This is a genomic window from Sphingomonas sp. dw_22 (assembly GCF_018449795.1).
Classification (GTDB): domain Bacteria; phylum Pseudomonadota; class Alphaproteobacteria; order Sphingomonadales; family Sphingomonadaceae; genus Sphingomonas.
The window spans coordinates 1-13,616 of the sequence record NZ_JAAVVE010000070.1; the positions used below are offsets into that span (position 1 = coordinate 1).

17 protein-coding genes and 1 pseudogene are annotated in these 13,616 nt (G+C 67.4%); 8 read left to right on the forward strand and 10 right to left on the reverse strand.

Annotation, left to right across the window (positions count from 1 at the left end; translation table 11 throughout):
* Positions 1-111 precede the first annotated feature (111 nt).
* Positions 112-786 (reverse strand): annotated as a pseudogene (locus HB724_RS19275) (AAA family ATPase); the annotation flags it as partial.
* 70 nt (positions 787-856) lie between these two features.
* On the opposite strand from HB724_RS19275, the gene HB724_RS19280 reads away from it, so the two are divergent.
* Both HB724_RS19280 and HB724_RS19285 read left to right on the forward strand, forming a co-directional pair.
* Positions 857-1,651, forward strand: coding sequence for a hypothetical protein (locus tag HB724_RS19280; protein ID WP_213982575.1), 795 nt, complete (start codon positions 857-859; stop codon positions 1,649-1,651).
* The gene (locus HB724_RS19285; protein ID WP_213982576.1) at positions 1,648-2,373 is read left to right on the forward strand and encodes a hypothetical protein; all 726 of its coding nucleotides are present in this window, start codon (positions 1,648-1,650) and stop codon (positions 2,371-2,373) included. The genes HB724_RS19280 and HB724_RS19285 overlap by 4 nt, the downstream gene beginning before the upstream one ends.
* On the opposite strand, the gene HB724_RS19290 is transcribed toward HB724_RS19285, so the two are convergent.
* The 3 genes from HB724_RS19290 to HB724_RS19300 all read right to left on the reverse strand — a co-directional run bounded on the left by HB724_RS19290 (position 2,370) and on the right by HB724_RS19300 (position 5,470).
* On the reverse strand, positions 2,370-3,128 hold the full coding sequence (locus tag HB724_RS19290) for a Coq4 family protein (protein WP_213982577.1): 759 nt from the start codon (positions 3,126-3,128) through the stop codon (positions 2,370-2,372). The genes HB724_RS19285 and HB724_RS19290 overlap by 4 nt on opposite strands.
* A 465-nt stretch (positions 3,129-3,593) precedes the next feature.
* Positions 3,594-4,706, reverse strand: a complete 1,113-nt coding sequence (dnaN, locus tag HB724_RS19295) for a DNA polymerase III subunit beta (protein ID WP_213982578.1) — start codon at positions 4,704-4,706, stop codon at positions 3,594-3,596.
* A 149-nt stretch (positions 4,707-4,855) separates the two neighbouring features.
* Entirely contained in the window at positions 4,856-5,470 is a 615-nt protein-coding gene (locus HB724_RS19300) for a porin family protein (RefSeq protein WP_213982579.1), read from the reverse strand.
* Between the two features lie 284 nt (positions 5,471-5,754).
* Between HB724_RS19300 and HB724_RS19305 the strand changes: the two genes are divergently transcribed.
* The 4 genes from HB724_RS19305 to HB724_RS19320 are packed head-to-tail and all read left to right on the forward strand — an operon-like array spanning position 5,755 to position 8,147.
* A complete protein-coding gene (locus HB724_RS19305) occupies positions 5,755-6,402 on the forward strand; it encodes a histidine phosphatase family protein (protein ID WP_213982580.1) in 648 nt (215 codons plus the stop codon).
* Positions 6,399-6,860, forward strand: coding sequence for an invasion associated locus B family protein (locus HB724_RS19310; RefSeq protein ID WP_213982581.1), 462 nt, complete (start codon positions 6,399-6,401; stop codon positions 6,858-6,860). The genes HB724_RS19305 and HB724_RS19310 overlap by 4 nt, the downstream gene beginning before the upstream one ends.
* Positions 6,861-6,913: 53 nt before the next feature.
* Positions 6,914-7,564, forward strand: a complete 651-nt coding sequence (gmk, locus tag HB724_RS19315) for a guanylate kinase (protein ID WP_213982582.1) — start codon at positions 6,914-6,916, stop codon at positions 7,562-7,564.
* Positions 7,565-7,586: 22 nt separating this feature from the next.
* Positions 7,587-8,147, forward strand: a complete 561-nt coding sequence (locus HB724_RS19320; RefSeq protein ID WP_213982583.1) for a hypothetical protein — start codon at positions 7,587-7,589, stop codon at positions 8,145-8,147.
* Here HB724_RS19320 and HB724_RS19325 read toward each other — a convergent pair.
* From HB724_RS19325 to crcB, 5 genes are all read right to left on the reverse strand, one after another.
* A complete protein-coding gene (locus HB724_RS19325) occupies positions 8,144-8,821 on the reverse strand; it encodes an ATP12 family protein (protein ID WP_213982584.1) in 678 nt (225 codons plus the stop codon). The genes HB724_RS19320 and HB724_RS19325 overlap by 4 nt on opposite strands.
* Positions 8,818-9,039 (reverse strand): hypothetical protein, encoded by a 222-nt coding sequence (locus tag HB724_RS19330; RefSeq protein WP_213982585.1) that lies wholly within the window; start codon positions 9,037-9,039, stop codon positions 8,818-8,820. The genes HB724_RS19325 and HB724_RS19330 overlap by 4 nt, the downstream gene beginning before the upstream one ends.
* On the reverse strand, positions 9,036-9,695 hold the full coding sequence (locus tag HB724_RS19335; protein WP_213982586.1) for an HAD-IA family hydrolase: 660 nt from the start codon (positions 9,693-9,695) through the stop codon (positions 9,036-9,038). Before HB724_RS19335 ends, HB724_RS19330 begins: the two co-directional genes overlap by 4 nt.
* Before the next feature lie 154 nt (positions 9,696-9,849).
* The gene (locus HB724_RS19340; protein WP_213982587.1) at positions 9,850-10,950 is read right to left on the reverse strand and encodes an RluA family pseudouridine synthase; all 1,101 of its coding nucleotides are present in this window, start codon (positions 10,948-10,950) and stop codon (positions 9,850-9,852) included.
* Entirely contained in the window at positions 10,947-11,324 is a 378-nt protein-coding gene (crcB, locus tag HB724_RS19345; protein WP_213982588.1) for a fluoride efflux transporter CrcB, read from the reverse strand. Before crcB ends, HB724_RS19340 begins: the two co-directional genes overlap by 4 nt.
* A gap of 319 nt (positions 11,325-11,643) precedes the next feature.
* Here crcB and HB724_RS19350 point away from each other — a divergent pair, with 319 nt between their 5' ends.
* Complete coding sequence (locus HB724_RS19350) at positions 11,644-12,105, forward strand: DUF5063 domain-containing protein (RefSeq protein WP_213982589.1); 462 nt, start codon at positions 11,644-11,646, stop codon at positions 12,103-12,105.
* Positions 12,106-12,223: 118 nt separating this feature from the next.
* Here HB724_RS19350 and HB724_RS19355 read toward each other — a convergent pair whose 3' ends face one another.
* Entirely contained in the window at positions 12,224-12,943 is a 720-nt protein-coding gene (locus HB724_RS19355; RefSeq protein WP_213982590.1) for a hypothetical protein, read from the reverse strand.
* A gap of 115 nt (positions 12,944-13,058) precedes the next feature.
* Here HB724_RS19355 and HB724_RS19360 point away from each other — a divergent pair, with 115 nt between their 5' ends.
* A complete protein-coding gene (locus HB724_RS19360) occupies positions 13,059-13,280 on the forward strand; it encodes a hypothetical protein (protein ID WP_213982591.1) in 222 nt (73 codons plus the stop codon).
* Positions 13,281-13,616 lie beyond the last annotated feature (336 nt).

The following is a 13,616-nucleotide window of genomic DNA, read 5'->3' on the forward strand; positions in this document are numbered from 1 at the left end:
CTCTTGACTTTTTTTTTACAGCCGAAGACCGGCACACATGTTTTTCGCTGGGATGTGATTTCATACGGTTTGCTCTCCCACCTCCTCCTCCCGCTCTCGTGCCGTGGTGGCGGCATCGCCCTGCCAGCCGTCGATTGCGAGGCCGGCGCGGGCGAAGACGCTCTCGGGCTGGGCGGCGAGGCGTTCGGCGAGCAGCGCCGTGGTTTCGCGCCGTGCGGAATCGATCGCGGCGCCATGCTCGGCCATCCGCGCCTCCAGCGCCTCCAGCCAGTCCGGATCGGCGGGCGCATCCTCGGCGAGCAGCCGGTTGCGCTGGCGCATCGCCGCCTCGTAGCGCGTCGATTCATGGGCATGGCCGGGAACGAGCGCGAGGGTCAGCCGATCGAGGAAGCGGCGGCGCTCGCCCGGCCCCTCTACGAACAGCCGGTCCATCGCGGGCGTGAGCCAGAGCACGCCGACCCATTCGGCAAGCGCGGTGGCCGCCGCCTGCGCGCCGTTGATCCGCACGATGCGGCGCTCGGGGGCATCGGGCTGGATTCCTGTGCCGATATCGACGTCGTCCAGCGCGGCGGCGACGCCGAAGCCGCCGCTGCCGCCCTGTCGCGCCATTTCCGACAGCGTCGCGCGGCGCAGGCCCCGTCCCGGCGCGAGCAGCGACAGGGCTTCGAGGATGTTGGTCTTGCCCGCGCCGTTCTCGCCCGCGAGCACGACGAAGCCCGCGCCCGGCGTCAGCACGGCATCGGCATGGTTGCGGAAATCGGTGAGGACGAGGCGGGACACGGCCATGCCAAGGCCCTTAGCGCACCCCCTTGCCGACGAACACCACTTCGCCGATGAGGGGCAAAAGGGGATTCGCATGATCCGGAATTGCTTTGTTGTCGCCGCCCTCCTGCTCGCCGCCGCCTGTTCGAAGGCGCCGGAGGACGTGACCGCCCATTATACGGTCGCCGGCGGCCGCATGACCGTCACTGCCAAGGCTGCCGCCAATGGCGATATACGTCTGGATGCCGGCCAGCAGACTTTGCTCCACAAGAACGGCGTCGACTATATCGTGATCGACGAGAATGGCGAGCGCCTCGCCATCAGCTTCGCCGACTTCATCGCCGCCAACGAGCAGCTGATGAAGGAAAGCGGCTCCAAGCCGCAGCCGCGCCCGAACGATCCCGAATATGAAGCGACCGAAGTCGGCGAGGAGAAGGTCGCCGACCAGAAGGGCGCGATCTGGCGCGTGCAGCCCAAGGGCAACGCGGCCCCCGGCGAGACGCTGCAGCTCGTCGTCAGCGGCGATCCGGCGTTCAGCGGCATCGGCAAGGCCGTGCTGTTGCAGTCGAGCCTGCGCAATGCCGGCATGAAGCAGCTCACCGGTCAGGAAAGCAGCATCGAGAAGCAGATCGCGGCGGTTCTCGGCAAGGGCATGCTGCTGCGCATGGGCGACGTGATGACGCTGCAGGACGTGGCCAAGGGGCCGATCCCGGCCGCCGATTTCGCGCTGCCGAAGGTGCTGGACAAGGCGACCCTGGTGAAGCGCATGACCGAGGCGCGCGACAAGGCGCTGGCCGCAGCCAAGGCCCAGGGCGGCGCCACGCCGCCGGCCCCCGGCGCGGTTCCGGTGCCTGCTCCCGCTCCCGCTCCCGCGGTGCCGGCCCAGTGATTCGCCGCCGGGTCGCGCGGCTCGCGTTCGTCCTGCTCTGCTCGGCGCCGCTGCCGGCGCTGGCGGACGTGACCGCGCATTATACGCTGGGCGGCAAGGAGGCGCTGACGGTCGAGGTCGATGACGGCGGCAATGCCCGGCTCGGCGTCGACGGCAAGTTCAGCCTGATAACGCGCGACGGCGTCGATTATGTCGCGATCATGATGAAGGGCCAGGTGCTGGTCGTGCGCTATGCCGATCTGATCGCGTTGGCCAAGGTCAAGATCAAGTTCGATTCGGGCGCGCAGTCCGCCGATGAAGCCAAGGCGTTCGTCCTTGCCAGCGGCGCCGCGGCCGAGATCGCGGGGCACAAGGGGACGACCTGGACGTTCGGGTTGAAGGATGCGTCGCCCGCCGCGCATATGCTCGAAGTGGTGATGAGCGACGATCCCGAGCTCGCCCCGGTGGGATCGCTGGTCCGCCGGATGCTGGAGCCGGCGGTTCCGATCCTCCAGGGCATGTTCCCGGAAGCGTCGGGGTTCAGCACGCGGGTGCTCGAACTGCTTGCAAAGGGCACGCCGCTGCGCGCCGCGCCTTTCCTGGAGCTGGGATCGGTCGATCGGAACGAGATCGATCCGCACCGTTTCGATCTGCCCGGCCCGGTGATGAGTGCGGAGGAATTCGACAAGGCAGCCGATACGCCCGCCGCGAGCGGTGGCAGTGCGCTGCCGCCTCTGCCTTAAATCCCGCTGAGCCCGGCCGCCGCGAGGCTGGCCTGGGCGACCCGGTATTTGACCGGATCGGCGATGTTCAGCCGCTTGCGCACCGAATCGAGCGGCTCGTTGAGCAGCGCCTCGTAATCCTCGCCGTGCAGCCAGCCGGCGCGCTTGCCATGGGCGTAGCCCTCACGCACCGCGCGGAGGAAATCGAGCTTGCCGGTCACGCGGATGCTCTTGAGTGCGGCGCCTACCGCGATGAACGCCCAGCCGAGCCCGCCGGTCTGGGCATAGGAAAAGGCGACCAGGCACGCCTCGCCCAGATGTTCGCTGGCCTTGTAGCCGGTGACGACGTGCCAGATGTCGTGGATGTCGCGCTCGCGCCGGCCCATCCAGGCATAGGGATGCTCGACATCGCCCTGGAACACGCCCTCGGCCATGCTCACCTCGGCCAGGCCCTGCGCGCTGTAACCGGTCGAATCGAGGAAATCGCGATAGGCGGCTCCCACCGTGCCGGCCGCGAAGCTGTCGATCCAGCTCCGGTCGGACAGGCGCTGGGCCAACTCCAGCCGGCGATAGGCGAGGCGCCCGCCATCGGGGACGGTCAGCAGGCGGCGATAGTTGCGCTGCGTCACGTCGCCGTTCAGCGCGCGCATGATGCGGAAGACCTGGGTGGTATCGTCGCCATTGGCCAGCAGCCGGCGCAGCGCGCCGAACGCGGTGCCCCATTCGCGCTTCATCGGTATGCCGGGGTTGAACGGCTGGGGAGCTTGGGTGGCCATCGGTCGTATCCGTTTAACTGACATTGATGTAAATAACATCAAGGCGGCCAAAGATCAATTCCCGGCGGAATCGCGGATCGAACGGGCTGGGGAACGGGATAGAGCCGGGCGGCGAACGGGGGAGCCCGCCGCCCGACTCAAGTCCCGGAAAGTTGCGACCCTCGGGGCTTGGCGCCGCTCATGCCCAAATGCTGCCCCGCGGCAAAGCCGGGGAACCCCACGAATCGCGATTCGCCTGCCCAAAATGAGAATTGCGCAAATGCCCGCCGACTAGCCGAAAGAAGGAGGATTATTAAGTTCCGCTTCGATCGATCTGATATGCTTCGTATATTCGACTGCGGTTTGTGGTGCCTCACCGAAGTCTTTGGATGCACACTCGGATTGTTCAGGTTTATTGCGGAGCTGGTGGCGCAAGCCATTGGCGCCCACAATCGTCATCCCCGCCTGGATGGGGATGACGATCTCTCAGACGCGCATCGGCATCAGCACATAGAGCGCGGGCGACTGGTCGTTCTCGCGAATCAGTGTCGGCGCGGCGGCGTCGGCCAGATGGACCTCGACCAGATCGCTTTCGATCTGTGCGAGGATGTCCATCAGATAGCGGCTGTTGAAGCCGATCTCGAAGGGCAGGGAAGTATAGTCTCCGGGCACTTCCTCGGCCGCGGCGCCGTTCTCGGGGCTGGTGACCGACAGGATCACCTTGTCGCGATCGAGCGCCATCTTGACCGCGCGGGTCTTCTCGGTGGCGATCGTGGAGACGCGATCGACGCCTTCCATGAAGCTCTTGGGGTCGATCTTGAGGATCTTGTCGTTGCCGGTCGGGATCACGCGGCTGTAATCGGGGAAGGTGCCGTCGATCAGCTTCGAGGTGAGGATCGCCTGGCCGAGATCGAAGCGGATCTTCGAGTTGCTGAGCGAGACGCCCACCGAACCGTCGACCTCGTCGAGCAGCTTCCGCAGCTCCGCGATGCATTTGCGCGGCACGATCACGTCGGGCATCGCCTCGGCGCCGTCGGGGCGCGGCACGGTGACGCGCGCGAGCCGGTGGCCGTCGGTCGCGGCGGCCCTGAGCAGCGGCACGGCCTCGTCGGTCACGTGCAGGAAGATGCCGTTCAGATAATAGCGGGTCTCTTCGGTCGAGATCGCGAATCGGGTCTTGTCGATGATCTGCTTGAGCGTTTCGGCCGGCAGCTCGAACGTCGTCGGCAGCTCGCCCTCGGCGATCATCGGGAAATCGTCGCGCGGCAGCGTGCCCAGGTTGAAGCGGGCACGGCCGGCCAGGAGCGTCATCTTGCCCTCGGCCGCGGTCAGCTCGACCTGCGAGCCTTCCGGCAGTTTCCGGACGATGTCGAACAGCGTGTGTGCCGAAATCGTCGTCGCGCCGGGCTGGTCCACCGCGCCCGGTATCGTTTCGTCGATCTGGAGATCCAGATCCGTCGCCATCAGCCGTACCGCGCCGGAGGCCTGAGCCTCGATCAGCACGTTGGAGAGGATGGGGATCGTGTTGCGCCGCTCAACCACGGATTGCACGTGGCTGAGGCCCTTCAAGAGAGTCGCGCGTTCGATCGTCGCCTTCATGTGTATCAAACCCCCGGGCCGCCGCCCTCATTCCACCTGATGCCGTGCGGCCGGTGGCAGTTCGCCGTTCACTACCCTTAACGGCAAAAAGGGCCGGAGCAACCCGCTCCGGCCCTTCTTTCACACCAAAATTCGGCGTCGGTCGCGTATCAGAAGCGGACGCCGAGGCCGCCGACCACCTGATGGCGCTTCGCATCGATGCCGTTGTCGTCCGCGCCATAGTCCGAATAACGATATTCGGCCTTGGCGTAGATATTGCCGGTGAGCTTCATCTCGGCGCCCGCGCCCAGGCGCCAGCCGTCTTCTTTCTCGTTGTCGCGGATGTTGATCGCCGGGGTCGTGTTCGGCGAACTGTAACGCGTGCTGAAGCCGGCATTGGTATAGCCGCCCTTGGCATAGATCAGCGTGCGGCCACCGACCACGAAGCCGAGCCGGCCGCCGACATAGAGGTCGCGATCCGCCTTCACGCGCAGCGAATCGCCGGCGGCGAGGACGTCGGTCGCGCGATCGCGAGTCGAGGCGCCGGTGATCTCGCCTTCGACGCCGAACACGGTGTTGCCGCGCTGCAGGTCATAGCCGATCGCGCCGCCGTAGGTGACGCCGTCCTTCGATGCGTCATAGCTCGAATCGTCCTTGACGTGATCCCAGCCGACGATCGCCTCCGCGCGTGGGCCGGAAAATTCCTGGCCCGAGTCCTGCGCGAATGCCGGCGCCGCAAAGGCGGCCGAAGCGATCAGGGCGGCGGTGAAAAGCTTGGTACGCATAACTCAACTCCTTGGGTACTGGCCTGCCTTGACGAAGCAGGCGGGGGCGCAACCGCAGACCGGGAGTCTCGGTTGCATTGACCGCAGATAAGCGCGGAAAACCGTGGTTCTTGGGCTATGGTCGGCAGAGTCGACGCCGGCCCTGTGGGCACTCCCTTTTCATCTGCGGCGCCCGGTTTCGGGCCGGTGCCCTAGTGAGCCGGCACACCTGTCGGGCGAATGAACGAAACGGGGCCGAACTGAGGCATTGCGTTTCCCGACATGAACCGCTGAGAGAGGAAGCCATGGCAAGCAACCGCAAGGGCCGCGACTTCATCGCCCGGCATGGCGAGACGGTGTTTAACCTCGCGCGCCGGATGCAGGGCGATCATCCGCACACGCCGCTGACTCGCGCCGGATTCGCACAGGCGGACGCGATGGGGGCAGCGCTGCGCGAACTGCTGGGGGCCAGGCCCAAGCTCACCCTGTGGTCGTCCAGCGCCGGGCGGGCGCTCCAGACGCTGGCGATCGTTGCCGAGCATCTCGAACTCGACTGGCACCAGGCCAGGACCGACGACCGGCTGGTCGAGATCGGCATGGGCGAATGGAGCGGGCGCTATTATGCCGATCTCCAGGACGAGGCGCCGGGTTTCCTCGATTTCGAGCATGGGCTCTACACGCGGCCGCCGCCGGGCGGCGAATGGTATGATTCGATCGCCACGCGCGTCTCGGGCTGGCTTGCCGATACCGATGACGATCCGGGCGACCGGCTGGTCATCATGCACGGCATGTCGAGTCGGATTCTGCGCGGGGTGATGACCGGGCGCGATACAATGCCGCAGTTCGACGCGCCGGTGGCGCCGGACCTGCCCCAGGGATCGATCGTGCGGATCGAGCAGGGCGTCGAGACGGTGGCGCATCGCGGAACGGGCAGGGGCGCGGCGCCCGCATGATCGCGCTCGCGCTGCTCCTCGCCGTGATGCAGGGCCGTGAGGCGCTCGGCGTCTATGCGGGCTGGGGCGCATTCCGCGACGTGGCGCCCGCGCGCTGCTTCGCGATCGCCAGGCCGGCCGAGAAGTATCGCCAGGCACAGCCATTCGTCAGCATCGCCACCTGGCCGCGCAGCCGGGTGCGCGACCAGCTCCATATCCGGCTGAGCCGCGCGCGCGCCGCCAATGCCCGCGTCACGCTTTCGGTGGGCGAGCGGCGTTTCGAGCTGATGGCGGGCGATGCCGATGCCTGGGCGCCCGACGCGCGCACCGATGCCGCGATCGTCGCGGCGATGCGCGAGGGCCGCAGCATGAGCGTGGAGAGCGTCGCCGCCAATGGCGCGCCGTTTGCGGACAGCTATGCGCTCAAGGGCGCCGCGAGCGCGATCGATGCGGCTGCGCTGGGCTGCTCCGGGCGATAGAGGGCTTCTGCCCCAGACTTGACGCGGGGCCTTCGCACACGCCAAAGGCGCCCATGCCCCACGGTCCCGAGAGTGATCCCCACAAATTCCGCCGCCGCGGCGTCCTTTTCGTCCTGTCCTCGCCGTCCGGCGCGGGCAAATCGACGATCGCGCGGAAGCTGCTCGCCGCCGATGACCATCTCGAAATGTCGGTCTCCTACACCACCCGGCCGATCCGTCCGGGCGAAGTGGACGGCGTGGACTATCATTTCGTCGATCTCGAGAAATTCCGCGAGATGGTCACGAACCACGAGTTCCTCGAATGGGCGCATGTGTTCGATCACCGCTACGGCACGCCCAAGGCGCCGGTGGACGACATCCTCGCCTCGGGCCGCGACGTGCTGTTCGACATCGACTGGCAGGGCGCGCAGCAGCTTTTCCAGCTTGCCGGCGGCGACGTGGTGCGCGTCTTCATCCTGCCGCCCTCGCTGGTCGAGCTGCGCGAGCGGCTGGTCAAGCGCGCGACCGATTCGATCGAGATCATCGACGCGCGCATGGCCCGCGCCACCGCCGAGGTGAGCCATTGGGACGGCTATGACTATGTGCTGGTCAATGACGAAGTCGAGCAATGCTATGAATCGGTCCACACGATCCTGAATGCCGAACGGCTGCGGCGCTCGCGCCAGACGGGGTTGATCGGATTCATTCGCGGGTTGAATAAGTAACCTCCTTACAGGGGAGGTTGCGATGACAAAACTAGTGCTCGGCGGCGTGCTCGGCGGGATCGCCATGTGGTTCGTCGGCTTCATCTTCTGGGGGACGCCGCTCAGCCTGATCGCGCTCTCGCGCACCGACGATGCCGCGAGCGCCGCGATCCAGCAGGCGCTGGCCCAGCATCTGGGCGCGCTCGGCACCGGCGCCTATCCGATCCCGTGGCAGGGCACGCCCGCCGGCACCCAGCTCTACGGCCAGGGGCCGACGGCGATGCTGTTCTTCAACAGCAACGGCTTCGCGATTCCCGATACCAGTGCGCTGGTCGCGGGGCTGGTGCTCGCGATCGTCTGCGCGCTGCTGCTGGCGTTCGCGATCCGGATCGTCGCGCGCGGGCTGAGCTTCGCCGGCCGGCTGCAACTGGTGGGCATCGCCGTGCTGGCGATTACGGCCTATTCCGATCTCGGCCAGCCGGTCTTCAACCACATGCCCTGGGGCTTCTTCGTCTATCTGTGGATCAGCGACGTCGCGTCGTGGCTCGCGGCGGGGGCGGTGATCGCCTGGGCGCTGCCGAAGCCGGTGGCGATGCGGGTTTAGAGCAGCTCCAGGAACCGCGCGCCCGCGTCGAAATCGGCGCGGCGTGCCTCGCGGGCGCCGATCGCGAGGTCGTCATGGCCCCATTGCTCGGCCTGCCATTCCTCGTCGACATGCGCGGCGTGCCACACCGTATCGGCGTCCGCAGCGCCTTCGAGCAGCGCCAGCGCCGCGACGAGCGATCCGCTGACCGTCACCAGCGGCGAGAGCCCGGCGAGGTGGAACGCATCGAGCGCCGCCACCGCCTCGCCGAGCCGCGCGATCGTCGCGGGGGGCTGGGGCCGGTGCGTCACCCCGGCGGTCGTCTGGAAATGCACGTCGTAGCGGCCCCGTGCCCAGGCGAGCAGCGGATCCCAGGCAGCGGCCTGGCGTGCGACCAGCGGCGCGGGCTCTCCGGCGCGATAATAGAGGAGATCGCTTTCGCCATAGGCGGCGAGTCCCGCGGCGAAGGCGGCGGTGTCCGGTGCGATCCGGTCGATCGCGGCGTTGGCGAGCCCGGTCAGCAGCATTGCGCGCGGATCGAGCGTGTCGCCCACCGCGCGCCATTCCTCCGCCACCGCCTCGGCGAGCGCGAGCGTCGGCAGCGCCAGCGGCACGCGGCCGGGCGTGCGCACCGGCTTGCCGTCGAGCGCGATTCCGCGGCCCTCGATCGTCACCAGCTTCCAGAAGCGCTTCACGGCTGGGGCGGCGTCCGCCAGCGGCGCGCGAGGCCGCGCGGCACCGTCGCCATCATGTAGAGCGAGGCGAGGATCAGCGCGCCGCCGAGCAGCGTGTGCCCCGTCGTCACCGAACGGCCCGCGATCAGCAGCCCCAGCACCGCGCCGCAGGCTCCGGCCAGGTTGATCCCGGTCATGATGAAATAGCGTTTCCGCGCGAGGCGTTCGTCCTCGGTCATAGGCTCTCCAGATGCCCCGGCAGGGCATGGGCATGATCGGCGACGCGGGCCGCGCCGGCCGCGATCAACTCATGCGAGGTGTGGTAGCCCCATGCAACACCTAATCCGTGTGCGCCGGCATTGGCGGCCATCGCCATGTCGAAGCTGGTGTCGCCGATCATCACCGTCGTCTCCGGCGCGGCGCCCGCCTCGGCCATCGCCGTCTCGATCATCGAGGGGTGCGGCTTGGAGGGGTGGCGATCGGCGGTCTGGAGCGTGACGAAGCGATGCCTCAGCCCATGCGCCTCCAGCACGCGCAGCAGCCCGCGATCGGACTTGCCGGTGGCGACGCCGAGCAGCCAGCCGTTCGCATCAAGGGTTTCGATCGCTTCGGCGATGCCTTCGTAAAGCGGTTCGTCCTCGATCTTCCCCTCGGTGCGGAGGGTGAAATAGGCGCGCTTATAGTCCTCGGCCATCACCCGGTGGAGCGCGTCGTCGGCTTGCGGAAGCAGACGCGCGACCGCCTCGACCAGGCTCAGCCCGACGATCCGGCGGATCGCCTCGCGATCGGGCGGGTCGAGCCGCCGGCCGATGAAGCAATGCTCCATCGCCAGGCAGATGCTGGCCTGCGAATCGACCAAAGTGCCGTCGCAATCGAAGATGGCGAGGCGGTTCATGGACGGAAAATTCCTCCCCGGAACGGGGAGGGGGACCGCTCGCGAAGCGAGGGGTGGAGGGGTGGCGGTGGAACACCGCCGTCTACGACGGCGGCCCCTCCACCATGCTTCGCATGGTCCCCCTCCCCGTGCCGGGGAGGAATTGGGATGGGCATCACTTCTTTGCCCCGCGGCTCCGGCGTTCGCCGCGGCGTTCCTTGCGGACCGTCTTGGCATGGGCCCTCGCCTGGGCCTTTTTCTGCTCGCGGCTGAGCGGGGGGCGATCGTCGATCAGGTCGGTATTGCCCAGCGATTCGTCGAAGCCGAGCGTCTTCATCGATTCGGCGAAGTGCGAGGGCAGCTCGGCGGTGACATCGAGCTTGTTGCCATCGGGATGGTCGATGCGGATGCGCCGCGAGTGGAGATGGAGCTTCCGGGAGATGCCGCCGCTCAGGAACGCCTCCTGCAACCCGTACTTCCCATCGCCCACGATCGGATGGCCGATCGCCGCCATATGGACGCGCAGCTGGTGGGTGCGGCCGGTGAAGGGCTGGAGCTCGACCCAGGCGGTGCGGTTGCCGGCCTGCTCGATCACCCGGTAGCGGGTGCGGCTCGGCTGGCCCTCCTTCTCATCGACATGCATCTTCTCGCCGCCGGTGCCGGGCTGCTTGGCGAGCGGCAGGTCGATGATGCCGTCCTCGACCTCGGGCACGCCCATCACGAGCGCCCAATAGATCTTCTTGGCGGTGCGGCCCGAAAAGGACTTGGAGAAGAACGCCGCGGCGCGGGCGCTGCGGGCGATCAGCAGCGCGCCCGACGTGTCCTTGTCCAGCCGGTGGACGAGCTTCGGCCGCCCCTCGGCCTCGAACTGGAGCGCGTCGAGCAGCCCGTCGACATGCTCGAACGTCTTGGTGCCGCCCTGGGTGGCGAGGCCCGGCGGCTTGTTGAGCACGATCGCGCCGGCATCCTTGTGGATCACCATCTCGCGGGCGAAGGCGGTCTGATCGTCGCTGAGCGGCGGGCGGTCGGGCTTGGCCTTGACGGCGGCGGCCGGCTTGGCGGGCTCGGCCGGGGGGACGCGGATGGTCTGGCCTTCGGTCAGCCTATCGCCCGGAGTCGCGCGCGCGCCGTCGACGCGAAGCTGGCCGGTGCGCGCCCAGCGCGAGACGATGTTGAAGCTCACATCCTCCAGATGCCGCTTGAACCAGCGATCGAGCCGGATGCCGTCATCATCGGCCGCGACGATGAACTGGCGGACTTCGTTCTCGGCGCTCATGCCAGCGCCCGCATCAGGTTCAGACCCAGCGCCAGCGCGGCGAGCGCGCCGATCACCGAGAACAGCGCATAGCCGAGCGCGGTGCCCCAATCGCCGCGCTCGAGCATCACCATGAGGTCGAGCGAGAAGGCGGAGAAGGTGGTGAAGCCGCCGAGCACGCCGACGCCGAGCAGCAGCCGCCATTGCTCGCCGCCCTGGCCGAACCGCGCGAGGCTGCCCGCGAGCACGCCCATCAGCAGGCCGCCGATCAGATTCACCGCGAGCGTGCCCCAGGGATAGCCGGGGCCCCACAGGGCAAGCGTGGCGCGACCGGTCAGGTGCCGCGCGCCCGCGCCGATCGCGCCGCCGAGCATTACAAGAAAAAGATTGGGCATAAGGAGCGCGGTAGCGCGGCTGGGCCGATCTATAAAGCCCTGGCGTTCGGGGGAGGGGATCGCCGCGATCTGGTTGACACGGTTGACACCGGTATTGCGAAAAACCCTTCCTTCCCGAATTTCGCAGCTTTCGAGACTCGACGATGAGAAAGAGCCGGCGGGATATCGCAGGCGAAATCCTACATTGCCAGCGGTCTTCGCTTCACGGGCCGGAATGGCAGCCAACGATCCAGTTGTGGCCGTTCCATGAGGCGCGCTGGTCGCCCGCTACCGGACATATGTGTCGCGGGCCTTTTCAATCCAAGCTATGATCCATTGCATGTTGCCGCCGAACATCGTTGCCGCTCAACGCTTCGTCGATCTCGTCACGAAATGCGAAAGCCCTTCCATTGAGATGCTTGCGCGGCATTTGGATGCGCTTGCCCTGAGCTACCACGACACACCCCTCGGCGATCCCGATGAGAGCGACGAGCGGCCTGCGCCCGAAGGTCGCGTTGGGCGTGCGGACATTGACCCGCGCTTCCCTACTTTGGGCTACTATGGCTCTGCCGATCCCAAAGAGGTTCCGGGCGAAGCCCTTGTCGGTGATGCCATCGACGACATCATGGACATAACCAACGACCTGAAAGAGGTGTTGTGGCGGTTTGACCGGTTTGGACCTGATGATGCCCACTGGCATTTCCGGTTCCTATATCAGGTCCATTGGGGCGAGCACCTTCGCGACCTCGCCCGCTACCTCCATTCTCGGTTGCGCTTCGAGGAGGAACAGCATTCCGGTTGATGTCGGCTATCTCTGGCCGTGAGACAAAAGCTGCCCGTCGCTAAACCGCCAACAGCAGGCAGTCAGAGGGGGCGTCCGCAATCGACAGGATCGCCCGCGAACGGGAAGGAAATTCCCCTCAGCGCCCGTTGTTGGCGATCAGATCGATATCGGTGCCGCCGTCGCTGCGCGTGGTCAGGTACATCATATAGGCGCTGCCGTCCTTCTCGCGGGCGCCGCCAAGGATGTGCTGCTGGCCGTCGATCTGGTGCTCGGCGCTGTAACCGCCGCGGATCGCCTGGGTATAATACCAGTCGACCATCGCCTGCATCGGCTGGGCCGCGGAGAAGCTGACGATGCGCAGCCGGCACTTGCCGTCCTCGGTGCCCGCCGCCTCGGTGACGCGGGCCTGGGGATAGAGCGGCAGATCGGCGGGAAGCCGCTGCGCCCAGCCGGCGGAATAGGTGAGATGCGCCGCGCAGCCCTTGGTCTTCGGATCCTTCTGGCGCTGGGCGAGGGCGCCCGGCGTGATCGCCCCGGCCGCGCCGACGCCCTTGGTCGCGGGATTGGGGGCGGGGGCATGGAGCAGCCCGCCCTTGTCGACCGTATCGGTGTTGGCCGCCACGCCCTGCGCCGGCACGCCGCCCGAATAGGGCTGGCTGGGTGGGCGCACCGCGCCGCTGTTCGCCTGGCGACTGAGCTGCGGATCGACCATGATCTGGTCCTGGAGCGCGCTGGTCAGCGCCGGATCGGCGGCATTGGCGCTATTGTCCGCGCTGTCGTCGGGCGCAGGCCCGCCGCAACCGGCAAGCGCCAGCGACAGGAATGCGAAGGGCAGAAAAGCTCGACTGCGGAACACGCGACCGTCCTCTTTTGGGGATATCTGCGGGATGCCGCAGGAAGGTTAAGGAAGCGTTGGGCGAGACCTGCTGTGGTATCTTGCCAACACACTCGGGACGCACCATGTGAGGCGCATGTTCAATGTGATCTCGATCCTGATCGGCCTTGTCGCGCTGCTCATCGCCGTGATCGGCATTTTCCCGATCATCTCGCTCGTCAACTGGATCGCCTTCCCGATCGCGGTCGTCGGCCTGGCGTTCGGCCTGCTCTCGCGCGGCACGGCGGGGCGCAACCTCAATTTGCTGGTGCTGCTCGTCAGCGGCCTGCGGCTGTGGCTGACCGGCGGGATCCTGTGATCCGGTAACGCAAAAGGGCCCGGCGACAGCGCGCCGAGCCCTTCCTGCCTGCGCGGCAACCGGTCTTAGAGCCCGTTTGAGAAAGGCGGCGCCGGCCCGCTCCCCCACCCGGCCACCCATAATATACTGCCGTTGGGTGGCCGGGTGGGGGAGCGGGCCGGCCCCTCCTGGTCCAGCGCCGGTTGCGGACCACGTGGATCCCGATCGATTGCCCGTCCTCGGCGTACTCCAGCTTGACGACCCCCACCTCGCCCACGGGCCCTCGCCACCCGGACGGGGGGCGGGGCCGCCGGTCTGCGCCGCCCCCCCCCCCGCCCTGGGGCCGCGCACCGCCTC